This window comes from Paenibacillus sp. FSL R7-0179 (assembly GCF_038002265.1).
Taxonomy (GTDB): Bacteria; Bacillota; Bacilli; order Paenibacillales; family Paenibacillaceae; genus Paenibacillus_AQ.
Map to the genome: position 1 here is coordinate 43,522 of NZ_JBBOCC010000001.1, position 23,276 is coordinate 66,797.

A 23,276-nucleotide genomic window follows, 5' to 3' on the forward strand; every position below is an offset into this window, starting at 1 on the left:
ACCTCAATGGAGGTGAATTCTCAACGTTGGTGATAAATAAAACCCCTTCGCCAGAAGGGGTTTTATTTATCAGTTTTATTCATTTTTTGTAGGCGGCTTCAAGGTCCAGCAGATTCTTATCCGAGATTACCTGGTAATTACCGTCCTGTTGGGGAAATTCCAGGCTTGCCATAACTTCAGCTTTGAACAATCCATTCTCCCTCTCTGCTGTCTTGTCTGTTCCTGAGGTTATCTTAATCAAGACCCAGCCGGTGCGATAATTTTCCTCCTTGCGGATAATGCTGATCCATGAGTCTCCAATATCACCAGGCTGTTTCTGCGGGTCTCCGTAGAGGTAGTTCCAGTAGAAGCGATCTCCAGATTTCTTTATGTTCCCTCCTTTGCTGAGGCTTTCGAGCTTCCCCCCAGCATCAACACATAAGTAAGCAGTGTCCCCAGATAATTCATAGATAACATCATCATTGCCGCGTAGCTCAAACAGAATGCCTGGAGTCACGCTGATTGCTGGCGACCACCCTGCATTCCATGAAATATCAATTATTTCGTCTGCAGGCACATCAACAGTATTCAGTTCCTTCACTTCTTCCTCCGTATTGAGCGAGCACCCGGTGCCAATCAGAGCCAGCATAAGGACTACATAAATAAATCCCCAACTTAATCTGCCAACTTTGATTTTGTTGAATCTCATATTCAGCACCTCCTCTATTCAATTGGGATAATAGAAAATTAAAAATCAGATTGCAGGCTCCATCTTGTTAGGTTGGGGCCCAGGACCGTTTTTTGCCCAATATATAATATAATAAATTGAGCTATTGTATGTTATGTCCCCTGGGTAACTTATATTATTTACAGAATATTCATTTGTCCAGGTGGTATATCCTGGGGACGAATAATTCCATCTTAAAGGATTGGTCCCCCCAGGTTTATGTGTCCAATCGTTACCTGATAGATCACCTTTCATAAAATGATAATCTACGCTGCCTTTTCTAATAGCAACTACTTTTTGATAATTAGCTAGTGGCGATGGTTTTGTGGTTGTTTTATAACCCCAATATCCAAGAGCATTCAAATCATCAACAACTAAGTCCGCCATACTAGCTATAGGTAAGCTCATGCTGAAACCCTGATTGGAATGATAGCCCGGATTTTGAAATACATGCATTCCAATAGAATATCCATAACAATTATATCCGGTATAACTGTTCGACCATGATCCTATCACTGTGCTATTTACTAATGAATAGCTTGCTTTAGCAGAGCTGCTTGAGGATGAGATATTGAGAATCCTCCTAGTTAACTCAGCTAGCTCTGTATAATTATATGGGATGTGGTCCGCGCTTACTACTCCCCGCTCAATGTCAGCAACTATTGTTTTCACAGCATTCTCAGTGTATTCATTCTGTTCTAATGCCTCAGGCAAGATCAGCCCGTTATCAACGAGGGTATCCAGTAGATTATCACTGCTTAATTGTGCCAGCTTCTCTAATGCTAAAGGGTTCGATTCAGCATTTACTTGATTTGCCGGGAATGCGAAAACAAATAACATTATAATTACCAAGAATCCAGAAAACATTTTTAAACTTTTTTTCATAAATACCCCTCCTAATTTTCATAAGACTTAGGCACAAAACTATTAACGAGTATCTTAACTAAAATGAGATTACCTCCTATTACAATCATACATAAAAAATCATTAAATGTAATAAATTACACAAAAATTCCATATTTCTACTTCTATGAAATGTTAAAAAGCCTTTTCTGCCATTGAACAGAAAAGGCTACACCTACATCAAAACATACCAACTACACAATAACCATATCCAAATATCGCCGCAGCCCGCCCTCAGTACCAGAGTCCTGCAGCCAAGCCCCCAAGCTCCAAGTCATATAACGCAGGCCGAGATACCGCGAAGCGGCCCGATATCTTTGTTCGAACGTATTTGCAGGAAGCACCCATCCCAGCGAAGCCAGCACTTCACGGTATTCTCCAGCTTGAGACCGGTCAACTCGCATCGGGATGTCCAGGAACAGGGAGCCGTACCGCGCTTCTTCCCAGTCAATAAACATAACGTCATCATTATTGTGTACCAGTACATTTCCGGGATTTAGATCATTATGTATAAGCGTGTGAGTGGCTTCATCCTTCCAGAGGGCTTCAAGCTCGTCCACGATCTTCTCCGATATGGCATTGACCTCAGATATATACGTCCCGAACGTCTCCACGAACCGTTCATTGTGCTGGGTCTCTTCCCATGCTGGCCGCCATACTCCATCAATTATAGTCTCTATGTACGCACGGTTAATCCGGGGGAGCCAGGATAACTCCTCCTGCAATCCACGATTACGGTTATGAATATAAGCCAGTGCTTGCATTTCCTTGTGCTGAAGCATCCCGATATCCAGATTCTGATAATTCGTCTTATAATCTACATCCTGAATACACAGGAGCGCCCGATGGTCCGAATTCAGATCACCCGCTTTATTAAAAGGGACATTAGCCCCCTGATCGAATAACCGGTTCATTACCCGGCGTTCATTTCCACTTGCCATTTTGGTAATCACAGAGCTGTACTCTTGTCTGCCTTCACTCTCCACGAGAATCCGGTGCCGGAATAAGTCTACAGCCTGATAGCCCGAATGCAATCGGGTGCTCTCGATATCAAGGACCCTTGCCTTATCAGACAGGAATTGCCGCACAGTCTCCTCAATGAAATCCTTCCCCCCGCCAAGCTCAAATCTCATGATTACCCTCCGCCTCTCCCCGCTTAATCGCATACATCCGTCTGTCAGCTTGACGCAGCAGCGCGTCCGGGGCCGTTCCGTCCTGCGGATACAAGCTGAAGCCGATGCTCATATCGATCTTCAGCTCTTCGCCTTCATAATCCAGCGTGGCCTGTGCAGCCGCCGCCAGCAGCCGGTGCTCCAGCTCTGCGGCGGCCAGCCCGTCCCCGCCCACGGGACAGAACAGCACGAATTCGTCACCGCCGAAGCGGGCCGCCAGCCCGTCCGGCTGAACCAGCTGATGGAGCATGCCCGCTACCTTGCATAACATCTGATCTCCGGCCTCATGCCCCCAGCGGTCGTTCACCTGCTTGAACCGGTCGAGATCCAGCAGCAGGATGGCTACTTCCCCGCCGCTGCGCTCTGCTTCCGCAAGAGTCTCCTCCAGTGTGTCGTAGAATTGTCTGCGGTTCGGCAGCCCGGTAAGCGGATCATGATAGGCCATGAAGGCAATCTGCCTTACATGCTGATTGCGCAGCCGGATGTCACGGATGAGCAGCACGGCATGAGGCTCATGATCCACGGTTACGTAATCCCCGTTAATCATCACCTCGATTTGACTGTCCCCGCTGTGCAGCACCATTTCCAGCTCGCCGATATCCTCTTGCGCCTGAAGCTTCGTCACGATCTCAGCACCGCCGAGATCGGCAAGGTTTGCCTTCCCGAGGGGCAGACGGCCGAACATCCTGCCGGCACTCGGATTCGCTTCCATGATGCTCCCGGACAACGAGACAAGCAGCGCAGCCTGCGAGTTAATCTGGAACATTTTTTTATAGCGCTGTCCCGCATGATTAAGGAACTCATACCTCTGCATGGACAGGCGCAGCACGAAGCACCAGATCAGTCCTCCGTAGATATACGTATAAGGCGGCAGCACTTCATTGAAGCGGAAATAGCCGAATACTGCTACCCAAAGGAACGTCACCCAGGAGCCGTACTCCAGCAGCTTGAAGATACCGTCATGCTCCTGATAGTCAGGATCGGAGGCACTCCATTTGCGCGCCTTGCGCAGCATGACGATGGGGATGAAGCTAAGCAGCAGACTTGCCGTTAAGGTCCCGTAGTAGGCAGAATTGGCTAACGGCCATTTCCAGACCCCGGATACCATGAACAACTGGGCAGAGGTATAGGATCGTTGACCAATAAGTCCTGCCGGGATCGCCAGCGTTAGGATATGGAACAGATAAGGATACCACGGCCGTGACATCCGCTTCTGCAGGCCGATTAACCGGGCAATCAGATGGAAGCCAAGCCCTGGAATGAAGATCCCCACATTGGCGAACCAGACCGCAGCCAGCACCGGACTATATTCAATCGGCAGCATATACCGGAAGTACTCCTCCAGGAACATCAGGAAATAGCACAGAATCGTAGCGCTTACCAGACGATGTTCAACCTTCCGCGGGTTACGCAGCAGCACATCCATTCCCATGTAGAAAAAGAAGAGCATCGGCAGCCAATAAAATACGACAGGTATCCACACATGGGTCGGGCTCATATCTCTTCTCCTCTACAGTCTGTCACGGACAACTTAAATCTTAATTTTAATATATTACCGGGCGGAGACGCCGTCAATGAACAAGTTCTGTGGTATTGCTTAAGGCGGCGTATTGGCTGCGGAACAGCAGATCATAGGCTTCATTCCGGCCATGCAGATTAGCATGGGTATCGCAGGCTGACACCTTCCCGGCTTGCAGAACCAGCACCTTGTCACAGTCTTGAACCGTAGAGAGGCGGTGCGCAATCGATATCATGGTAGTTCCGGTAGACAGACGCTTCAGCTCCTTCCTAATGCCGCTCTCATTCTCAGGGTCCAGGGCGCTTGTACTTTCATCGAAAATAATAATATCCCGCTTCTGCAGCAGTGTCCGCGCAATCGACAGCCGCTGCTTCTGGCCCCCGGAGAGCTTCATTCCTTTCTCCCCGACAACCGTATCCAGCCCTTGCTCGAGCGATGCAACGAAGTCATAGATATTGGCGCTGCGGCAGCAGGCGATCAGCTCTGCTTCCGTCGCCCCGTCCCCAGCCAGCAGCAGGTTCTCCCGGATCGTCATATTGAACAGAACAGGCTCCTGCACCACGATGCTCACCTTGGCCGCCACACTCCCGCTGTTCACCGCATGCACATCCGTGCCGCCGATGCGGACGCTCCCGCCCTGAGGCTTCATCTGTCCAGTCAGCAGCCTGGCAAGCGTTGACTTACCGCTGCCGCTCTGCCCCACAATGGCTAGATGCTCCCCCTTCCCCACCGAGAAAGAAATCCCGTCCAGTGCGAAGGAGGTCTTCCCCTCATAGCGGAACTGCAAATTTCGAACCTCAATCTCTTGTCCGCTAATGCGCTTGTAAGGCCGCTGGTCCGCCTCTGCCTGCAACAGTCCAATCACTTTACTGATATTCACCGAATCATTCTTGTAATTCATCAGGCCATTGCTGATCGTCTCGATGAACCCGAAGAACTGCCCGTAGAAGCTGATGAACACCAGCAGCACACCGACCTCCGAGTAGCCCTGAATCACGAAGAGTCCGCCAATGAAATAGATGAACAGCTGGGTAATGAAGTTCTTGGTGAAGAACGAATACGTAACGCCCAGATGCTGATAGAGCTGGCTGCGGAACCACACCGGACGGATGGCTGCATAATGCCCGTTCAATTCTTTTAGCTGGGCCTCCTCCAGATTATTGGTCTTAATATCCTTCCAGTTCTGCAGACTCCCATGTAAAAAGGATTCGTACCCGTTCTGCAGCCTCCACAGCTCCTCCCCCGCCTTCCTTGTTTTCTCGCCCAGGACATTCACTGTCAGCAGGGAGACCGGAACGAAGACGAAGCTAAGGAGGGCAATCCGCCAGTCATAGCTTACAAGGATCACAGCAAGCGCAGCAGCATACAGGACAGCGTAGCTGAAATCTAACAGATGAACCGTGAAGAACCGTCCGGCGGCGGCTGAATCCTGCTCGATCCGGCTTTTCAGATCACCAATGCTGTACCCGCTATACTCCTCATAATCCAGGCTGCTCACTCTATTCAGCAGCTTGCGCTTAAGCCTTAGGTCATACTTCAGGAGCAACTGGTTGGCGTAGCGCCTGCTGACCGCAATCCCGGCCGTTGTAAGCAGGAATACTCCCAGATATCCCGCGATAACGGGCCATAGCTCATTCATATGCTTCTCTACCAGCACGCGGTTGACGAGCATAGAGTACAGGAATAACGGGAGCAGTCCGCAGACCAGATTCCACAGCTTGAACAGTGCGAGCGCCAGCAGCGGCTTACGGACACCTTCCATTCCCTGAGTCAGCGCCTTATAGGCGGCCCATCTTGTCATGGTCATACCGCTTCGCCTCCTGCAGATTGTTCGCTAAATAGTTCTATGTATGTTTTGTTGCTTCTGATGAGCACCTCGTGCGTATCGTAGCCTGTGACCCTTCCATCCTCCAGCACTGCAATCCGGTCACAGCCTCTAAGCGTGGACAGCCGATGGGCGATGATGATCAGCGTCCGGTCTAGCCCAAGCTCACCGGTCATCTGCCGGATCAGCGCCTCATTCTTGCTGTCGAGGGACGAAGTCGCTTCATCGAAGACCAGAATTTTCGGATTCTTGACCAGGATTCGTGCAATAGCCAGCCGCTGCTTTTGGCCGCCCGATAATTCCTGCCCGGAAGTCCCCAGCACTGTGTCGAGTCCGTCCGGGAGATTCTGGGCCAGCTCATGCAGCGCAGCTCTCTTAAGTGCTTCGAGTAACAGACTGTCCTGAACACGGTTATTCGTAAAAGACAGATTGTACCGCAGCGTGTTATCGTACAGAACCGTCTCCTGATGAACCACACCCACCTGACTCCGCAAGCTGTGCAGGTTATATTCGTTCACGTTGCGGCCATCAATCAGAAGTTCGCCGCCGTCAACGGGATATAGGCTACAAAGCAGGCTTCCGAGCGTTGTTTTCCCGGCTCCGCTCCTTCCGGCAATGCCGACGATGCTTCCTCCCTCCACACGGAGATTGAACCCGTCCAGCACCCGCCTCTCATTCGTATATCCGAAGCTGACATTGCGAAATTCAATCGTCCCCTCCTTAACCAGTGTGGGCAGAAGGTCTTCTCTGTAGTCCTCCTCCTGTTCATTCAGGAGTTCCGCCACACGCTGCAAGGACACGCTCTGGCCCCAGGTATCGGTAATCTTGCCGCTTATCGAGCTGAAGTAAGTCACAGCCATATTGAAATAGCTGGCGGCAGCCACAAAAACACCAAGCTGCATCTGCCCCTTCACAATCAGCCGGGCACAGATGATGAACAGCAGCAGCTGTGCAGCAAGCGTGATGAATGCGTTCACCCGCTCGGTGGTTACTTCAATTCTTCCATTGTCCACATGCTTGTGATGGATAGAGACGGTCCTTCTGAGATAGGTGCGGGTTACCCGCCTCCCGGCATTCAGCAGCTTGATCTCCCGCATATTGGCCACAATTTCAAATAAGTACGAGGAGAGCCTCCCCTGCTCTGCCGCCATATCCCGGTTCACGCTAAGCGCCCGTTGCTTAAAATATTTCGAAGCCAAGAACACGACAGGCACCAGCACCACCGTGAACAATCCCAGCAGGACATGATAATAGAACATGAAGCCCACGGCGAACACGATATGCAGCAGATTGGAATACCCCCACAGTCCGCTCCAGAAGAGCAGATTCATAATGTCCTTGGCATCGCGGTTCATCCGGCTGATCAGATCACCGCTGTACATCCCGGAGAGATCCTTCCCCTTCTGATGCAGAATCTTGCGGAATAGCGCCCGCCGGATATCGAACACGAACCCCGTCATCAGCTGGGAGGAGATCAGATTGTTCAGCGTCGCCACAATGAACTGATTGAACAGGAGAATTCCGGCATAGATCAGACACAGCTTCAGGAAGGCCTTCAGATTCTGGTCATAAAAAGCGATATTAATCAGCCGTCCGCCCAGGAACGGATACATCAGGTTCACTAAGGTCATTAACGTAGTTACTAAGAAACCGCATACAAATACCAGCTTGTGCATCCGTATGAATTTGAACACCCACTGCCCTGGAGTCACAGCCCCACCGCCTTCCATATATTCACAAGGAATATTGTAGCACGGATGTTCGTATATGGGGAGTGACCAACCTCTCGATTCATCGAATAACGGAAAGTTAACTTTACATTTAGATCATCCTGAGATACACTCTCCATGTAAAGTTAACTTTCCATGAAAAGAGTGATTCCATGAACAACCGTTTGGAAGAACTACGCAAGCAACGCGGGATCAGGCAGGAGGAATTAGCAGCAGCGCTTGAGGTATCCAGGCAGACGATTGGTTCACTGGAGAACGGCCGCTATAATCCGTCCATCCTGCTGGCGTTTAAGATCGCCCGTTATTTCGGACTGAGCATCGAGGAGATTTTTATTTATGAGGAGGAAGAGAATTCATGAAGAAATCCGTCACCGCTTATCTTCTGGTTATTACAGGTGTAGTCCTGCTGGCAGGCAGTCTGTACCTTATTAGAACGGTTCATGAGCCGGAGGGGGTGTTGCGGACACTGCCCTATGTCTGTATCGGGCTTGCTTCCGGCATGTTCGGAAGTGGCGTGGGAGAGATCATGAGCCGGCAAGCGTTGAAGAGTAACCCTGCCGCCGCCAAGCAGGTAGAGATCAACAAGAACGATGAACGTAATGTTACCATTGCCAACCGGGCGAAGGCGAAGGCCTATGACATGATGGTGTTTGTGTTCGGGGCCTTGATGCTGGCTCTTGCCTTAATGGAGACCGATCTCACCGTGGTGCTGTTACTGGTATTCGGCTACCTGTTCACGATTGGGTACGGCGTCTATTACCGGTTCAAGTATGATCGGGAGATGTGAGCGGCAGCCATGATCCGCTCAAGCCAGTAAGGCCTGGGCCACCTGATCCAGAATGCAGTTGATGCCAGTCGGTCCGTAGCAGCCGATCCAGGTAGCCGCATCTACCGGGTATATAAGCTGCCGCTGGTCTGCACCTAGCATGCCCCTCACGCTTTGTTCTGTCATCGATATCCCCTCTTGCATCCTCTCACCGCTAAGCAAAAAGTAGTAGTTGGCGTGCACTGCAGGAAGTCTATCCACGGAAATATGATAGGCCGTGTCGGAGGCGGGTTCGGCCACAAATCGCGGAGCAGGCAGACCAAGGTCGCGGTACAGCACAGCGCCTGTACGGTGAGAAGCCGTGTGTACCCGGACGATGGACTCGCGCGGACGGATCAGTGCCACGCTTTTACCCGCGAGTACCGGAGCAAGCTCTGCGGACAGCAAAGCTGTACGGCGGAGATAATTAGCAATAATATGCTCTGCCTCCTCCTGCTTGCCTGTCAGTTCGCCGAACCGGCGCAGAATTGTCTGCCAGCTCTCATTGCGCTTGAACATAACCGTAGGTGCTACCCGGCTTAAGCGTTCATAGTGCGGAGCATGCACCTCGGTGCAGATAATCAGATCCGGGCGCAGCCGTTCTACAGCCTGTAAGTCCGGGTATTCATACGTGCCGAGCATTTCCGTTGCCGTTAATCTCTCCCGGAAATACGGCGGGAAATTCAGCGCCCCGCTTCCGAAGCCTACGCTTCCAGCGGGGGACATCCCCAGGGCATGTAAATGGTCAGCATACTGGACGTCAAGCACGGCGATCCGCTGCGGAGCAGAGGTGACAAGATATTCGCCGCGCAGATGGGGGATTACCGGGCCCTGTATTGATCCGTGCGGGGAGGCCAAGCGCTCTGTCCTCCCCGAAGGAGCGGAGAGCGCAGCTGGAGCTGAAGCAGCAGTACGCCTGTAGAGCTGTGGAGGAACTCCATAATGCTTCTTGAACGCCCTGCTAAAATAATACATGTCGCGGTAGCCTGTCCGCTCAGCAATCTCGCCGATGGAAGCGTCCGTGTAACGCAGCATCCGCTCTGCGCTCTGCATCCGCAGCTGAATCACGTATTCCATCGGGCCGAGCCGCTTCTCCTGCTTGAACCGCCGCTGGAGCTGCCGCACGCCGCATCCGGCCAGTGCGGCCAGCTCCTTAAGCCCCAGCTCCTGACGATAATGCCCTTCGATATAGGCGGTAACAACCCCCACCATATCCGGCTCTCTGCCGCCCTGACCACGTTCATGCTCCATAATAAGCTCGCACAGCATACCTTGCAGCAGCGCATTGGCATAGAAGCGCTCCAGTCCTTCTCCCCGGCTCCATTTGGCTGCAATTCTCTCCGCTGCTATATGCAGCTCCGCAGGGGGCGCGGAGTGGTGTACAAATGAAGTCCTCAGCGGGTGATTGCGCTGCGGGAAGAGCACATGGGCGGCTCCCGCAACAGGAATGGCCTTGTAGCTAATAGCTGTATAATGAATGTTGTCTGATCCCGCACTCAGAGTATAGGCTGATCCCTTGGCAGCATGACAAGCAAAAGAGGCCTGGACATGGCAGCCTTCACCATTCATCACAAGCCCTCCCTGCCCGCCGATGGCCAGCAGCAGCTGACTTGCCGCCAGTTCCGTTTCGCTCACACTACCACCGGGCGGAACCGTACCACTGCGCACATCAAGCATCTTGACCGCCGTATCGCTCCATAGACTTGCCTGTTCTTGTTGCGGCATTTCTCTCATCTCCTGACAACAGTATCCTTTGCTAAACGGATAGACCTGCTGTCATTTTAATTGAGATTCATTCTCATTGTCAATTTTCGGGCACTTTCTGCAATATTCCCCCGACATCCGATAGTAAAAGCAGCAGGTAATGCGCTTGCTCTTCGCAACCGGAGCCTCGTCATTCCCCTCGGTGAACCGGGTGAACGGATTACGTCTTGCGCCGAACAATGCGCCGGGAGCCGTCCGGGTCAGAAACGAAAAGTCCTCTTGAATCCACAGCCTTTCTTCGCTGGATTGACCTGATTCGGGCGCATACAGCGGAGCAATACGCACCATAATATTCTCCCACAGCACGGCCATGGAGACGGGTCCAACGGTGGCAAGCATCTGCAGCAGCGGTGCAAGCCGTACCGCAAAATTCTCCTGTACAACAGCTTCTCGCCACACTCCCCGATCACCCGCCAGTGAGGATGACTGAAGGCCGTCCACCGCCAGGAAAGGGAAGGTCGTCTCTTCTATAGAAGCCGGATGATAGAGGAAGCTTCTGTCCAGCGGGAAGAACACTTCACGATTATGAACGGTCATGGCGGTCACTATTGGCGCGATCCACAGATAGCCGATCCGCTTGGCCAGCATGGAAGCGGCAACCTGCGTGTCCGGCGCACCGATATAATCCTTAAGCCAGCTAACATATTCGCGGCATACCGCTTCGTCCTGCAGCTCACTCAGAGCGATGGTGCGGATGCTGTCCGCCGGCGGCTCCCCCAGCCTCATCCGGTAATCCTCCGCCAGTTCCCTCCAGAGGGCCGACGACAGATAGAGGTCCATCTCAGTTAGCTCCAAGCAGCGCTTCCGAGGCCTGATCTACAATAATATTGATCGCCAGGGGACCATAATACGCGATCCAGAGCGTTGAATTCACATCATAGGCACGGTTATTCTTCACTGCATCAAGGGATTTCCAGATTGGACTGCTGGCCAGAGCCTCTGCCTCTTTGGCGAACAGATCATCGGAGAGCAGGAAATAGCGGTCTGCCCCGATATCAGAGACAGTCTCCATCGATATTTCAACCGAGGTATCATCCTTGATCGCCTGAACGAACGCAGGTGCCTTTAATCCCAGATCCTCATACAAAATGCTTCCCGTACGGTGCTCGGGACCATGTACCCGAATCCCTTCCGGTCTCGGACGAATCAGCGCTACCGTCTCGTCGCCCAGCTTCGCCGACAGCTGCTCACTCAGTCCGGTGATTTTATCCTCATAGGCCTTCTTCACCACTTCGGCCTCTGCCTGCTTACCTGTAATTGTACCGATGGTAGCCAGCGTATCCCGCCAATCCTCATAGAAGTCCAGGACAATAGTAGGCGCAATTTTACTTACGCTCTCATAAGCTTCTTCCTGAAAATCTGTCATCAGAATCAGATCCGGGTTCAGCGACACAATTGCCTCCAGATTGGGCTCATCGCGTGTACCCAGGACCTTCACACCCTCCATCTGAGCACTCAGATATTCCGGGAACTCGTCCTTGGTTCCGGCAACCACGCTGCCTGCCGGCTTCTCTCCAAGCGCGATCAGCTGATCGGCGAATTTCACGTCAAGTACAGCGATCACCTTCGGCTTCTCCGTCAGCGTATGTTCACCTTTCATATCTTTAAGGGTAACCGGGTAGGCTGCTGTAGCCTGTGCCTCCGGCGATGTATGCGCCTGTGCTTCAGCCGATGGAGACGGCTCCGCTGACGCAGACGGCTGTGCGGTTGCACCTGCATTAGCGCCTCCTCCAGATCCGCAAGCTGTCATTACCAGTACCAGCGCCAGCATCCATACCATGAATAGTCCTAATTTTGGGGCGGCAAATTTCTTCCTGCCGGCCTCTTGTTTCTGTGTTGCTCTGTTCACGCTGACTCCCCCTGTTATGTAGTATGTGATAATGATTTTCATTATCATAATTGTTAAAGCGAGTATATCCGATCTGCTGCCTCTGTTTCCATGTACTTTTGCGACATGGCAGCCGGATAAATGCGACATGGGTTGCTATTAGGGTGTTTATATAGCAGGTGATATAGACGGGAACATGAGGAAATCACCCTGCCGGGTGAAGGATGCTGATGCCTTCTCTCACCAGCCGCTTGTATAGCGAATTGTTGCACTTCTTGCAGGATTCCTCCTTACCTATTACTGGCTGGAGTACAATGTTGCATTATTTGCACAATTTTCGGTGTTTAGAGCAGATTAGCCCTGAAATTGTTGCATTTCTTGCATAATTTCAGCATAAACTGCTTGAAAGGAGCAGCATTGTTGCAATTCTTGCAGGATTTCTCTCTACATGTTACTGGCTGTGGAGATGGGTCCTTCCCTTGGCGCAGCAGCCCCCATTGTATTCGGTTTTCCGCATACAATTGGCCTAGGTACCTTCGCCCGTCACATTCTATTCGGTTTTTCATATACATTCCATCTGCTCCTCGTTCAGAGAAACTCCTAAACAGCAGCAAGCCCGCATCCGGTTACCAGATACGGGCTTGCTTTTTATGAACAGTTGCTAATTATTAATGAAGTTAAGCCCAATATTCCTGGGCAATCTTTTGCCCCTGTCTGATCTTCGCCCATTGCTCTGCTTCCGTCAGCTCATTCCCACCGTCGCAGGAGGCGAAGCCGCACTGATGGGAGAGCAGTAATCTCTCCTTCGGAATGATCGTGGACGCTTCATCCAGCATGCGGAGGACACGGGTCTCATCGTCCAGCGTACTGGTTTTGGAAGACAGCAAGCCAAGTACAATCTCCGTCTCCGGTCTATCCTTGAACACGGCAAGTGCCTCCAGCGAGCCCGCGCGTTCGTCGTCCCACTCCAGGAAGAAGCGGTCATACTTCAGCTGCTTCAGGAACAGGTTGGCAATCTTCACATAAGAGCCGCCGCCCATATTCCGGGAATCATAATTGCCGCGGCAGTTATGGGTCCACATCAGGAGCCCCAAGCTATGTCCGTAATCAATAATGGTGTTGTTAATGTCGATGAACTCTGTGGCGAGACTCTGTACTTCTTCATGGTTGATTGCCTCACCGGTAAATGGCGAATTCGGATTATCGTCGGCGAACAGCTCCCAGAGGCAGTCGTCGAATTGCAGGATTTTGCCGCCAGCGGCTGCGAATTCCCCAACAAAATCCTTATATGCCGTCACCAGACCGGCCTTCAGCTCATCTCGGTTCTGGTACACTGCACCCTCGCCGCCAAGGTTATCCGACCAGGACAGCTCTCCGAAGATATGGGACGGCGAAGGCACGCACAGCTTCGTCTCCCGGTCTCCGGCATGCTCCTGAAGCTGGCGGTAAGCCTGAAGGAAGTGGTGATTCTTGCCGCCCAGTTCGCCTGTAATGCGGAGGCCGATGTCTTTTCGCGTCTCGTATTTGGAGGTGCCATCAATGTCTCTGAAGAAATAGCCGTGAGGCGCAATATAGCGCTCAATCCCCTGGAAGCCCCACACGAAGTCCAGATGCCACATCGACTTGGAATACTCTCCATCCGTCAGAATCGACAGCCCATTCTCCTTCTCCTGCTCCACTACCGTCTGAATCGCCTTCGACTCACACTGCTCATAGCCCTGGAAATCGCCGTAAAAAGGATACTGAATATCGTCCCGGTGTTCGATTTGCTGCTTATATTCTAATAGCTCCGCCGGACGCAGCAGGCTGCCTACGATCTGAAATCTGTCGCACATGGTTAGTCCTCCTCTAGTTCCACTGTTCTGTCTTTGTGTATAAATTCTAGCATGAAGGGCATAGAGGGACGTAACACTTAAAAACGATACCTGGTTATAGGAAGAAGTTATACGCTTTTTGCGCTGCCGTAATACAATCGTAAGATTTCGCTTAGAGAATCGTAAGCTCTCCCGTTTATTCTGTTCCATGTAACCACTACAAAGAAATGGAGCGTGATTAGCATGGGTAACAGCAAAGCAGGCAAACGGTTCATGATGGCGGCAGTATTGGCACTTTCTCTGGCAGTGTCGGGCATCTCCGGCGCAGCGGCAGGCATCAAGACGATGAAGAAGGACGGCATGGAACTGATGAACCTAAGACAGGCGGCCATGATGTACGGCTACAGCATTGAATGGAACAGCAAAGACCGCTCCGTCTCGCTGATGTATATGGACAAGATGACGAACGACGGCAAGATGACGGATGACGGCAAGATGATAGATGACGGCATAAAGCCGATGGGCAAGATGATTAAGGTCATGATCGGGTCGAAAAAAATGATGGTCGACGGTAAAACAGTCAACCTGAGCATGGCTCCGGCACTTTACGATGGCAGCACTTATGTGGCGGATACGGTAGTGACCATGTACATGAAGCCTGCTGAAGCTATGAAATAAGGCAGACGGAGCAGTGCCCCCGCCATATGATATGATGGAATCAAATGGATTTTTACGGATATGGGGTGGGTTAGGATGAATGAACGAGTGCTGGTCGCGGATGATGATCCGAATATTACCGATGTGTGCCGCAGGTATCTGGAACGGGAAGGGTATGTGGTCACCACTGCCAAGGACGGCTTGGAGGCGTTAGAGCTCTGGCGCAGCCAGCCGCCCAGCCTGATGGTGCTCGATCTGATGATGCCGCATAAGAACGGCTGGGAGGTGTGCAGCGAGATCCGGCAGACCGATGATCTCCCGATCATCATGCTGACGGCGCGCGGCGAGGAGCAGGACCGGCTCATGGGGCTGACAATGGGGGCGGATGATTATCTGACCAAGCCCTTCAGTCCAAGGGAGCTCGTACTGCGGGTGCAGGCGATTCTACGCAGAATGCGGGTTGTGCAGGTCTCGCCTGCTACTGCCGCTGAACACACGATCAAGTACGAAGGACTTACCATTGACGTTGCGAAGCGGACGGTAGAGATCAGCGGGCAGGCGATTGACTTGACCGTTACCGAGTTCGAGCTGCTCTACCTGCTGGCGAGCCATCCCGGCCAGGCCTTTTCCCGGACTCAAATTCTCAGCAAGCTGTGGGATTTCAGCTATGAAGGGGATACCACCACCGTGACCGTCCATATCCGGAGATTACGGGAGAAGATCGAACAGACGCCCTCCGACCCGAAATATATCAAGACGGTCTGGGGAATCGGCTATAAGTTTGCGGGTGAGGGTATCTGATGAAACTGCGCACCTATCTATTGTTGTCCAGCTTCACCGGCATAGGCGTCCTGCTCATCTGTCTATTCGTCAGCTATTCCCGGATGCTGCTCACCATTGACCAATTCTATTACCTGTCCGGCATCACGGCCGGGATCGGCGTGTTCTCCTTCGTTCTCCAGCATCTGCTGACACGGCCGGTGGAGAAGTCCATTGCCCGGATCACCGAGCAGACGGTGCGGATTGCCGATGGGGATTTCCACACCGTGGTCCCCTTAATCGGTCCGCAGGAGTTCAAGCTGATGGCCCGGCAATTCAATGAAATGAGCAGTAAGTTAAAAGATAGCTTCGACCATCTGCACCAGTCCGAATCCGCCCGCCGGGAGCTGATTGCCAATGTCTCCCACGATCTGCGGACTCCTCTCGCCTCCATCCAATCGTTCGTTGAAGCGCTGGAGGATGATGTGATTAAGGACGAAGTGACTTTTCAGCGTTATCTGAATACGATCCGGCTGGAGACGAAGCGGCTGGCGGGCCTGATCCATGACTTATTTGAACTATCCAGTCTGGAGGCGAACGGCGGGAGCTTCGACCCGCAGCCATCCCATGCCGATGAGCTGCTGATCAGTACCCTGGAGAGCTTCTCGTTCCATCTCGCGGAGAAGAAGCTGAACGTGGAGATTCATCTGCCGGATAAATTACCTGCCGCTCTGATGATGACTTCGCAGATGAAGCGGGTGCTGTCCAATCTGCTGCAGAATGCCATTCAACATTCTCCGGTGGACGGGACCATCTTGTTATCCGCTACCGAGGAAGGCCAGTTCCTGCGAATCTCCGTTACAGATGAAGGCCAGGGGATCGAAGCTGCGGAGACCTCACGAATCTTCGAACGGTTCTACCGGATCGATAAATCCCGCAGCAAAAATAGCGGCGGCGCCGGCCTCGGCCTCGCCATCGCCCAATCGATTGTCGAGCTGCATGGCGGCGAGATTGGCGTAGACAGCAGCAAGGGCGCCGGGAGCTGCTTCTGGTTTACGATCCCAATGTATACCAGCCGATAGGCGCAGCGTCCAGTAAGCCGTATCTCACAAGGTGGTGACTGATTTGGCTGGTGATTTTGTATTCTTGTCCGGTGTATTTGGTGCCGGGCTGTTATCGTTCTTCGCACCATGTATCCTGCCGCTGCTCCCGGTCTATGTGTCCTACTTGTCCGGGGGCATAGCAGGCAGTACGAATCAGGGAGCGGCTGACTCCGGCTCCTTCCGCTTCCGTTCTGTATTCATGCTGCGGACTCTGCTGTTTGTTCTTGGACTGTCCGTGGTCTTCATTCTACTTGGCTTCGGCTCCGGGGCCCTGGGCAATATCATTTCAAGCTCCAGGTTCATTGCCATCTGCGGAGCCATCGTTATCTTATTCGGGATTTATCAGACGGGATTCATTAAGCTGCCCTGGCTGGAACGCGAAAAAAAACTATCCAGCAATCGTGTGACAAAAGGCGGTTATATCGGAGCCTTCCTGCTCGGCCTGACGTTCAGCTTCGGCTGGACGCCCTGCATCGGCCCTGTACTGGCGGGCATTCTCAGCATCGCCGCCGGGGAAGGCTCCCCTGCTTATGGAGGATTCCTCATGCTTCTGTATACGCTGGGTCTGGCGATTCCCTTCCTGATCATGTCCGTCTTCTCAGACTATCTGCTGCAGCGGATTCGCCGCTTGTACAGATACATGGGAGGCATCAAGATAGCCTCCGGGCTTATGCTTATCGGGATGGGACTGCTGCTAATGACAGACCAGTTGAATACAATTGTGAGCTGGATTCAATAACGGGAGGAGGAAACAGGCATGAAGAAGACATGGACATGGTTCGGAATGCTCCTGGTCATTGGCGGAATGCTCGCGGTCCTGGCCGCCTGCGGCGTCAAGCCGGAAGCCGGAGCAGGTAAGACAGACTCTGCCGCAGCCACGAGCAAGGGGAAGCCGGCACCGGCATTCGCCTTACAGGATCTGAAGGGTGATTCACTGAAGCTCGAAGATCTGCACGGCAAAAACGTCTATGTGAAATACTGGGCCTCCTGGTGCTCCATCTGCCTTGCCGGTCTGGAGGAGCTGAATACGCTGGCCGGACAGGAGAAGGACTTCGAGGTGGTGTCGATTGTAGCTCCCGGCTACAAAGGCGAAAAATCGGCCGAGGAATTCACGGACTGGTTCAACCGGCAGTCCTATGACAAGCTGACCGTGCTGCTCGATGAAGACGGGACATGGGCTAAGGAGTTTCAGGTACGTGCGTATCCCAGCTCCTTTTATATCGATGAAGAAGGGGTGCTGGTGAAATCCCTCCCGGGCCATGCCTCCAACGAGCAGATTAAGGACACGTTCGCAGGAATGACGTCCGCTTCAGCCGCCGCTCCGGTGCCAGCGGTCACGACCAACAATATACCTGACAAGGATCTGCGTAACCTGTATCTGGCGGGCGGCTGCTTCTGGGGCGTCGAGGCATACATGTACCGTATCCAGGGCGTTCAGGACGTTACCTCCGGCTATGCCAACGGGGAAGGCGAGAATCCTACCTACGAGGATGTCATTCGCGGAGACCGGGGGTTCGCGGAGACGGTGCATGTGAAGTATGATTCGAAGCAGGTCACCCTGAAGCAGCTCCTGGAGGCTTATTTCAAGGTCGTTGACCCGACCAGCCTGAACAAGCAAGGCAATGACCAGGGTGTTCAATACCGGACTGGAATCTACTATTCGTCCCCGGAGGATGCAGCTGTTATTCAGCAGGCCGTAGCGCAGGAGCAGACCAAGTATGACAAGAAGATCGTAACCGAAGTTCTTCCTCTTCAGAACTACTATCTGGCAGAGGAATATCATCAGAATTACCTGGCGAAGAACCCGGACGGGTATTGCCACATCGACCTGAGAATTCTGGACGGGCAAGAGCCGGTGATCGATCCGGCCCAATACCCGCGCCCTTCCGACGCAGAACTGAAGGAGCGGTTAACTGCCGATCAATACGCAGTGGCCGTCAATAATGACACGGAGCGTGCCTTCAGCAACGAGTATTGGGATAACTATGAGCCCGGCCTGTATGTCGATATCACTACCGGCCAGCCGCTGTTCTCCAGCAAGGATAAATACGATTCCGGCTGCGGCTGGCCCAGCTTCACGAAGCCCATTGCCCCGCAGGTCGTCACCTACCACACGGATACTAGCTTCGGCATGGAACGCACCGAGGTGCGCAGCCAATCCGGTGACATCCACCTTGGCCATGTCTTCGACGACGGTCCCGCAGACCGCGGTGGCAAGCGCTACTGCATCAACAGCGCCTCTATCCGCTTCATCCCTCTCGACAAGATGGAAGCAGAGCATTACGGGTATTTGACGGGGCTGGTGGAGTAGATTAAGCGGAATCGTACAGATGAAGCAGCTCCTCTGTTAAAAAGATCGCCCTCCACTGGCTCATAAGCTGAGCCGTGTGGAGGGCGATTCTTGTCTATTTACTTGCGCCGATGAGTGAGCTCAACCGCTCCAGCAGATCACCGCCGCCTGTAACCGAGATGGAGCCGATCCGATCGCATATTTTCTCCAGGAATTCCAGCTCCTTGAGCCGGAACAGCGTCTGGTTCTCGTCCATCAGCTTCGCCGTATTCAGCAGGCTGCGCGTCGAGGCTGTCTCTTCCCGGCGGGTGAGCAGGTTGGCCTGGGCTTTTTTCTCAGCGAGCAGCACGGTGTTCAGGATCTCCTTCATGTCTCCCGGCAGAATCACATCCTTCACCCCCGCCCCAAGGAAGCGCACCCCGAACTCTTCCTCCTTCTCCCGGATACGGTCCAGGATGAACGTCGCCACATCCTCCTTACGCTTCAGCAGATCGTCCAATCTCAGCGTCCCGACATACTCCCGCAGCAGGAGCTGCAGCTGGATGTGGATCTGCTCATCGAAATCCTTCATCTCCAGCACACGGTGCGGACTTACGATCCGGTACTGGCAGACGAAGTTCAGACGCAGCGTAACCTTATCTTCGGTCATCATCTCCTGGCCGAGCAGATCCATCTGCTGCTGTCTCAGATCGACCTTCTTGGTCAGCACCGAGACCGGTCCCTTCCAGAAGTAATATTTCCCCGGCGTAAGCTCCCGCTGAAGCGTATGATCATAGAACAGGAAACCCAGCTCGTGGCTGGCAATTTCGCAGCTCTGCAGGTGCGGCGCAATCCGCGCGATGATCGAGCGGTCGATCCCGGCGGGCAGCTCCGGCACGCGGATGTCGGTGTGGACGAAGGTGTGCTTTTTGAGCAGATTCCAGAACGCATACACCCCCGGCTTCAACACCTGCATGAACTGACCATCCTCGTAGTGCAGTACCAGTTCATGATCCTGTACCCGGACCACATCCAGCTCCCGCAGGAGCTCCTCATCCTGCAAGAACAATTGCAGATCCTTCCCGCCAGCGCTAAAAGGCTTAGTTATATCCACTACTACCACAGTGTGCTGCGACCAGGAGAAATAACGGTAGGTTCCCGGCAGCAGCCGCTTCACATAACTTCCCTTATGAAAGAGCAGACCGCGCTGGTCCGCTTGAATCGTAATTGGCTTCAACATCGTATGTATTACCTCCTTCATGTGTTGACCAATGGATGACAGAATCCCGCTGCGGACCCGGACGGAATCACGCTTGAGACAGCCGCTCTGCCGGGAGATCCGGGAGGACTCTTGATACCTGAGACTAACCCAACCTTCAGCCAGCCTTCGTTCTCTTCTGTCCTTGCCCCAGTCTCCGCAAGCTTCCCTGCTGCCAGTATCCACGGATTACAAAGCCCTGCCGCAGTAGCGCTAGACCAGCCGCCAGGGACTCTGTCCATTGGTTGCCTTACTCTGATTGTGCTCAATAGTCGCTCGATGGAAATCGAGTACTGTAACCAACGTCGCTGTGAAGGCGATCGGGGAATCGAACCCCTTGTTTGCTCTTACCGCAACGGACCGTACAGGATACCGTAACATACATGCCGGCACTGCGGGATCGCCAGAGATCCCCGCCTCGTTACGCCGCCCCGGATAAGAACCGGATGTAGGATGAACGCGCCCGGCGTTATCTACAGGCTCTATCATCGCTTAGATCAGGCGGAACGAACATGGCGGAAGTATTACGATGGAAGAATAAATTTCCAGAGGGGGGGAAGAGGCATGGACAACACGCCTGCGGCATCACCAATGTGGTCGGTTTTTCGACCATATCCCGCCACCGCACCTCCGCTGCACCGAATGTGGTCGGTTTTTCGACCTTATCCCGCCATCGCGCCTCCGCTGCACCGAATGTGGTCGGTTTTTCGACCTTATCCCGCCATCGCACCTCCGCTGTACCGAATGTGGTCGGTTTTTCGACCATATCTCGCCATCGTGCCTCCGCTGCACCGAATGTGGTCGGTTTTTCGACCTTATCCCGCCATCGCGCCTCCGCTGTACCGAATGTGGTCGGTTTTTCGACCTTATCCGTCTCCGGCCCAGATGACCACACGCAGCCCATTGTGTTCGGTGAAGTCATTCCAGAATATAGTCATCCTGCGCATGCTCCAAGACACTTATCCACATTGGATGAAAACCGTAATTTCCTAATTAATGAAAAAAAGCCCAAAGGCAGGTGGGGAGCCTGCTTTGAGCTTGGTTAGGGATTCGGTTTGTGTATTCCATTCGTAATCCCTGTTGTTCATGTTCGGCATGTTCATTATCGCATTGCTTAATTCCCCCATAAAGAAATAGGCCACCCTGGTCAAAGGAGACGGTCTATTTCTGCCTAAACCTATTACCGAGCCACCGCCCTTAAAAGTGGATACTGCTTCGAGAGTAGTGTATCGAGCACGGCTCTCTTTTTTCATTATACTTTCTTCTGCCTATTGTACCACTCTCTCAAAACTTCTCATTAGTCTGAGTCCACTCATCCGGCGAGATCCATTGAAAGAGTCTGCGCTGTTCGTATATTCAAATATTTCCATTCATGGTATAATCGCTGAAGCAATAGAAAGGCTTATATGGGCGGTCGGCTAATCTCCCGGAAGGGAGGTGAAGCCTGTGGAGGTATACCAAGCATTGACGCTAATGATTTCGTTCGCGACTCTGGTTGTGTTGATTCTCTCTTTCCACAAAAAGAAATAGACCGCCCTAGTCAAGGGTAGCGGTCTATTCTTTAACTGTTTTACCCACTGAAGCCACCGCCCTTAAAAGCGGCTATTGCTCCGAGAGTCGTGTTCGCAGCACGGCTCTCTTTGTATTCTACGTTTTTTCTGCCTTTACTATACCACAAATCATTTTATAAAGTAAGAAAATGTAGGAAGTTATCTATTGAAATACGCATCGTACTCCTTAAGAGCCTCCGGTGACTGCTTCCCTCTCCAGGCCATCCCGAATCTCCATCAGCAGCTTCCCCAGCATATTACCGCCTTGCCCATCCCCGCCGTCTCCCCAATAGGCATCATTCGAGGTATGCTCAACAAGCGCGCAATCCCCTGTAGATAGCAGAATGGACTTGATCACAGAATGCTGCTCGACTTTGGCGACCAAGGCTTCCCGCATCACCTGAACCTTGCATTCCTCCCAATCCGGGCGCAGCGGCCGATTCCGTTCCCTCCCCATCCTGGCTGCGATCATAGGCGTACTGGCAAGCCGGATCTCCTCTTCATGCTCAGTCCCTGCGAACTTCTGCGCTTGGAAATAATGCTCCGATGTCGCCCACTCTTTGCCCTTTAACATTATGGGATACTTCGCAAAATTAGAAAAACAACCATAAGGCTTATCCGTCTCATAGAAACGTATCACACGCGCCTCTGGCTTAGCCGATAACCATTCCTTTCGATGTTCATCATGCAGCTTCTGGATATGTTCCTGTTTGTCCATGGCAGGCCTGGCCTCCTTGTGTTGATATTATGGAGTGGTCATTATATTTATAAAATTGATCTCACTCGATCAAAGCTCAATCCTTTCCTTAAGAAGCACACGAGACTCCTTGGACTGAGGAAACCATAACGGTTTTGAAAGTGTAATTGCATTATTATCTAATGTGTTTAATAGATTGGACACAAAATAATTGAAGGACTGTTCTCCGGTATCATATAATCTAAATTTGGGATTACTATGCGTTGTATTATTCCGATGTAGGCCATACAGCTGCCCATTCATACATAAAGAAGTTAAAGTTCTCGTCTGCAAAAATTGCAGCTCCATCCCATTATAATGCTGTCTTTTATCCCGGTAGAATTCTTGGATTCTCGTAAATAATCGCTGTGCCACAACTGCTGGTCCAATGTTTCGATAATCCTGATAGCCATAAGAGAATATCCCAAAATAAACGTTGTCAGAAGCCCGCTCCATTATTGATTGTACAGTATAGAGATTTTCTAGAGCATCTGTCAATTTCGTCCCCACACTTAAGCTGGTCTTCACTTCTATTACGGCTCTAACATATTGATCTGGAACAATGACAAAGTTAGGCCCATTAAAAAGCAACGGAGAAGCTTGATCATAAATAATAATGTCCAGTTGCTTACTACAGGATTCCCCATCGTTGGAGAGAATAAATCCACTTGAAACTGAATACTTCTGAGGAATAAATCTCTTTAATACATCCTGCAAAATAGCCTCTTTATGTGTCCCATCAGATATCCAATGAGTATTTCCGATAATATCTCTCACCCGATTTTTTGCAACATCTAATTCCTTGCTGAAGCTCTGATAATAATTCGGCAGACTTCTCTCAACGGGCATACTTCACCTCTGTCATCAGTGTCACTAAC

General features: G+C 52.1%; 22 protein-coding genes and 1 pseudogene. 10 read left to right on the forward strand and 13 right to left on the reverse strand.

Annotated elements, in window-relative coordinates; genetic code table 11:
• Positions 1-79: 79 nt before the first annotated feature.
• The 6 genes from MKX63_RS00175 to MKX63_RS00200 form a co-directional block, all read right to left on the reverse strand.
• Positions 80-688 (reverse strand): hypothetical protein, encoded by a 609-nt coding sequence (locus tag MKX63_RS00175; RefSeq protein ID WP_341014466.1) that lies wholly within the window; start codon positions 686-688, stop codon positions 80-82.
• 45 nt (positions 689-733) lie between these two features.
• On the reverse strand, positions 734-1,591 hold the full coding sequence (locus tag MKX63_RS00180; protein WP_341014467.1) for a hypothetical protein: 858 nt from the start codon (positions 1,589-1,591) through the stop codon (positions 734-736).
• Positions 1,592-1,803: 212 nt separating this feature from the next.
• Entirely contained in the window at positions 1,804-2,742 is a 939-nt protein-coding gene (locus MKX63_RS00185; protein WP_341014468.1) for a phosphotransferase family protein, read from the reverse strand.
• The gene (locus tag MKX63_RS00190; protein WP_341014469.1) at positions 2,732-4,279 is read right to left on the reverse strand and encodes a GGDEF domain-containing protein; all 1,548 of its coding nucleotides are present in this window, start codon (positions 4,277-4,279) and stop codon (positions 2,732-2,734) included. The genes MKX63_RS00185 and MKX63_RS00190 overlap by 11 nt, the downstream gene beginning before the upstream one ends.
• A gap of 73 nt (positions 4,280-4,352) precedes the next feature.
• Entirely contained in the window at positions 4,353-6,107 is a 1,755-nt protein-coding gene (locus MKX63_RS00195) for an ABC transporter ATP-binding protein (RefSeq protein ID WP_341014470.1), read from the reverse strand.
• Positions 6,104-7,855 (reverse strand): ABC transporter ATP-binding protein, encoded by a 1,752-nt coding sequence (locus MKX63_RS00200; RefSeq protein ID WP_341014471.1) that lies wholly within the window; start codon positions 7,853-7,855, stop codon positions 6,104-6,106. Before MKX63_RS00200 ends, MKX63_RS00195 begins: the two co-directional genes overlap by 4 nt.
• A gap of 152 nt (positions 7,856-8,007) precedes the next feature.
• Between MKX63_RS00200 and MKX63_RS00205 the strand changes: the two genes are divergently transcribed.
• Both MKX63_RS00205 and MKX63_RS00210 read left to right on the forward strand, forming a co-directional pair.
• Positions 8,008-8,214, forward strand: a complete 207-nt coding sequence (locus MKX63_RS00205; protein WP_036693024.1) for a helix-turn-helix transcriptional regulator — start codon at positions 8,008-8,010, stop codon at positions 8,212-8,214.
• Positions 8,211-8,642 carry a DUF6442 family protein gene (locus MKX63_RS00210; RefSeq protein ID WP_341014472.1) on the forward strand — a complete coding sequence of 144 codons (432 nt, stop codon included), beginning with the start codon at positions 8,211-8,213 and terminating at the stop codon, positions 8,640-8,642. Before MKX63_RS00205 ends, MKX63_RS00210 begins: the two co-directional genes overlap by 4 nt.
• Positions 8,643-8,660: 18 nt before the next feature.
• Here MKX63_RS00210 and MKX63_RS00215 read toward each other — a convergent pair whose 3' ends face one another.
• From MKX63_RS00215 to MKX63_RS00230, 4 genes are all read right to left on the reverse strand, one after another.
• On the reverse strand, positions 8,661-10,385 hold the full coding sequence (locus tag MKX63_RS00215; RefSeq protein ID WP_341014473.1) for an AraC family transcriptional regulator: 1,725 nt from the start codon (positions 10,383-10,385) through the stop codon (positions 8,661-8,663).
• A 51-nt stretch (positions 10,386-10,436) separates the two neighbouring features.
• Positions 10,437-11,219 carry a (2Fe-2S)-binding protein gene (locus tag MKX63_RS00220; protein WP_341014474.1) on the reverse strand — a complete coding sequence of 261 codons (783 nt, stop codon included), beginning with the start codon at positions 11,217-11,219 and terminating at the stop codon, positions 10,437-10,439.
• Positions 11,206-12,273 (reverse strand): ABC transporter substrate-binding protein, encoded by a 1,068-nt coding sequence (locus MKX63_RS00225; RefSeq protein ID WP_341014475.1) that lies wholly within the window; start codon positions 12,271-12,273, stop codon positions 11,206-11,208. Before MKX63_RS00225 ends, MKX63_RS00220 begins: the two co-directional genes overlap by 14 nt.
• 656 nt (positions 12,274-12,929) lie before the next feature.
• Entirely contained in the window at positions 12,930-14,087 is a 1,158-nt protein-coding gene (locus tag MKX63_RS00230) for a 5-methyltetrahydropteroyltriglutamate--homocysteine methyltransferase (RefSeq protein WP_341014476.1), read from the reverse strand.
• A gap of 222 nt (positions 14,088-14,309) precedes the next feature.
• On the opposite strand from MKX63_RS00230, the gene MKX63_RS00235 reads away from it, so the two are divergent.
• The 5 genes from MKX63_RS00235 (at position 14,310) to msrAB (ending at position 18,896) form a co-directional block, all read left to right on the forward strand.
• Positions 14,310-14,744 (forward strand): stalk domain-containing protein, encoded by a 435-nt coding sequence (locus tag MKX63_RS00235; RefSeq protein WP_341014478.1) that lies wholly within the window; start codon positions 14,310-14,312, stop codon positions 14,742-14,744.
• 75 nt (positions 14,745-14,819) lie between these two features.
• Positions 14,820-15,524 carry a response regulator transcription factor gene (locus MKX63_RS00240; protein WP_341014479.1) on the forward strand — a complete coding sequence of 235 codons (705 nt, stop codon included), beginning with the start codon at positions 14,820-14,822 and terminating at the stop codon, positions 15,522-15,524.
• Positions 15,524-16,564, forward strand: a complete 1,041-nt coding sequence (locus MKX63_RS00245; RefSeq protein ID WP_341014480.1) for a sensor histidine kinase — start codon at positions 15,524-15,526, stop codon at positions 16,562-16,564. Before MKX63_RS00240 ends, MKX63_RS00245 begins: the two co-directional genes overlap by 1 nt.
• Before the next feature lie 34 nt (positions 16,565-16,598).
• Entirely contained in the window at positions 16,599-17,324 is a 726-nt protein-coding gene (locus MKX63_RS00250; protein WP_341018462.1) for a cytochrome c biogenesis CcdA family protein, read from the forward strand.
• An 18-nt stretch (positions 17,325-17,342) separates the two neighbouring features.
• The gene (gene msrAB / locus MKX63_RS00255) at positions 17,343-18,896 is read left to right on the forward strand and encodes a bifunctional peptide-methionine (S)-S-oxide reductase MsrA/peptide-methionine (R)-S-oxide reductase MsrB (RefSeq protein WP_341014481.1); all 1,554 of its coding nucleotides are present in this window, start codon (positions 17,343-17,345) and stop codon (positions 18,894-18,896) included.
• A gap of 94 nt (positions 18,897-18,990) precedes the next feature.
• Here the strand turns inward: msrAB and MKX63_RS00260 are convergent, their stop codons facing one another.
• The gene (locus MKX63_RS00260) at positions 18,991-20,094 is read right to left on the reverse strand and encodes a slipin family protein (RefSeq protein ID WP_341018464.1); all 1,104 of its coding nucleotides are present in this window, start codon (positions 20,092-20,094) and stop codon (positions 18,991-18,993) included.
• 530 nt (positions 20,095-20,624) lie between these two features.
• Here MKX63_RS00260 and MKX63_RS00265 point away from each other — a divergent pair.
• The 3 genes and pseudogenes from MKX63_RS00265 to MKX63_RS32510 all read left to right on the forward strand — a co-directional run bounded on the left by MKX63_RS00265 (position 20,625) and on the right by MKX63_RS32510 (position 21,642).
• Entirely contained in the window at positions 20,625-21,158 is a 534-nt protein-coding gene (locus tag MKX63_RS00265) for a hypothetical protein (RefSeq protein WP_341014482.1), read from the forward strand.
• 28 nt (positions 21,159-21,186) lie between these two features.
• Positions 21,187-21,249, forward strand: a pseudogene (locus MKX63_RS32505) (putative holin-like toxin); the annotation flags it as partial.
• A 309-nt stretch (positions 21,250-21,558) separates the two neighbouring features.
• Entirely contained in the window at positions 21,559-21,642 is an 84-nt protein-coding gene (locus tag MKX63_RS32510; RefSeq protein ID WP_367272796.1) for a putative holin-like toxin, read from the forward strand.
• 207 nt (positions 21,643-21,849) lie between these two features.
• On the opposite strand, the gene MKX63_RS00270 is transcribed toward MKX63_RS32510, so the two are convergent.
• On the reverse strand, positions 21,850-22,380 hold the full coding sequence (locus MKX63_RS00270) for an NADAR family protein (protein ID WP_341014484.1): 531 nt from the start codon (positions 22,378-22,380) through the stop codon (positions 21,850-21,852).
• Between the two features lie 69 nt (positions 22,381-22,449).
• Entirely contained in the window at positions 22,450-23,247 is a 798-nt protein-coding gene (locus MKX63_RS00275; protein WP_341014485.1) for a DUF6602 domain-containing protein, read from the reverse strand.
• Positions 23,248-23,276 lie beyond the last annotated feature (29 nt).

Excerpts from the sequence above, each read along its gene's own strand:
- MKX63_RS00175 (WP_341014466.1), bottom strand. The coding sequence starts at position 688 with ATGAGATTCAACAAAATCAAAGTTGGCAGATTAAGTTGGGGATTTATT.
- MKX63_RS00180 (WP_341014467.1), bottom strand. The coding sequence starts at position 1,591 with ATGAAAAAAAGTTTAAAAATGTTTTCTGGATTCTTGGTAATTATAATG.
- MKX63_RS00185 (WP_341014468.1), bottom strand. The coding sequence starts at position 2,742 with ATGAGATTTGAGCTTGGCGGGGGGAAGGATTTCATTGAGGAGACTGTG.
- MKX63_RS00190 (WP_341014469.1), bottom strand. The coding sequence starts at position 4,279 with ATGAGCCCGACCCATGTGTGGATACCTGTCGTATTTTATTGGCTGCCG.
- MKX63_RS00195 (WP_341014470.1), bottom strand. The coding sequence starts at position 6,107 with ATGACCATGACAAGATGGGCCGCCTATAAGGCGCTGACTCAGGGAATG.
- MKX63_RS00200 (WP_341014471.1), bottom strand. The coding sequence starts at position 7,855 with ATGGAAGGCGGTGGGGCTGTGACTCCAGGGCAGTGGGTGTTCAAATTC.
- MKX63_RS00205 (WP_036693024.1), top strand. The coding sequence starts at position 8,008 with ATGAACAACCGTTTGGAAGAACTACGCAAGCAACGCGGGATCAGGCAG.
- MKX63_RS00210 (WP_341014472.1), top strand. The coding sequence starts at position 8,211 with ATGAAGAAATCCGTCACCGCTTATCTTCTGGTTATTACAGGTGTAGTC.
- MKX63_RS00215 (WP_341014473.1), bottom strand. The coding sequence starts at position 10,385 with ATGCCGCAACAAGAACAGGCAAGTCTATGGAGCGATACGGCGGTCAAG.
- MKX63_RS00230 (WP_341014476.1), bottom strand. The coding sequence starts at position 14,087 with ATGTGCGACAGATTTCAGATCGTAGGCAGCCTGCTGCGTCCGGCGGAG.
- MKX63_RS00235 (WP_341014478.1), top strand. The coding sequence starts at position 14,310 with ATGGGTAACAGCAAAGCAGGCAAACGGTTCATGATGGCGGCAGTATTG.
- MKX63_RS00240 (WP_341014479.1), top strand. The coding sequence starts at position 14,820 with ATGAATGAACGAGTGCTGGTCGCGGATGATGATCCGAATATTACCGAT.
- MKX63_RS00245 (WP_341014480.1), top strand. The coding sequence starts at position 15,524 with ATGAAACTGCGCACCTATCTATTGTTGTCCAGCTTCACCGGCATAGGC.
- msrAB (WP_341014481.1), top strand. The coding sequence starts at position 17,343 with ATGAAGAAGACATGGACATGGTTCGGAATGCTCCTGGTCATTGGCGGA.
- MKX63_RS00260 (WP_341018464.1), bottom strand. The coding sequence starts at position 20,094 with ATGTTGAAGCCAATTACGATTCAAGCGGACCAGCGCGGTCTGCTCTTT.
- MKX63_RS00265 (WP_341014482.1), top strand. The coding sequence starts at position 20,625 with ATGGCGGAAGTATTACGATGGAAGAATAAATTTCCAGAGGGGGGGAAG.
- MKX63_RS00270 (WP_341014484.1), bottom strand. The coding sequence starts at position 22,380 with ATGGACAAACAGGAACATATCCAGAAGCTGCATGATGAACATCGAAAG.
- MKX63_RS00275 (WP_341014485.1), bottom strand. The coding sequence starts at position 23,247 with ATGCCCGTTGAGAGAAGTCTGCCGAATTATTATCAGAGCTTCAGCAAG.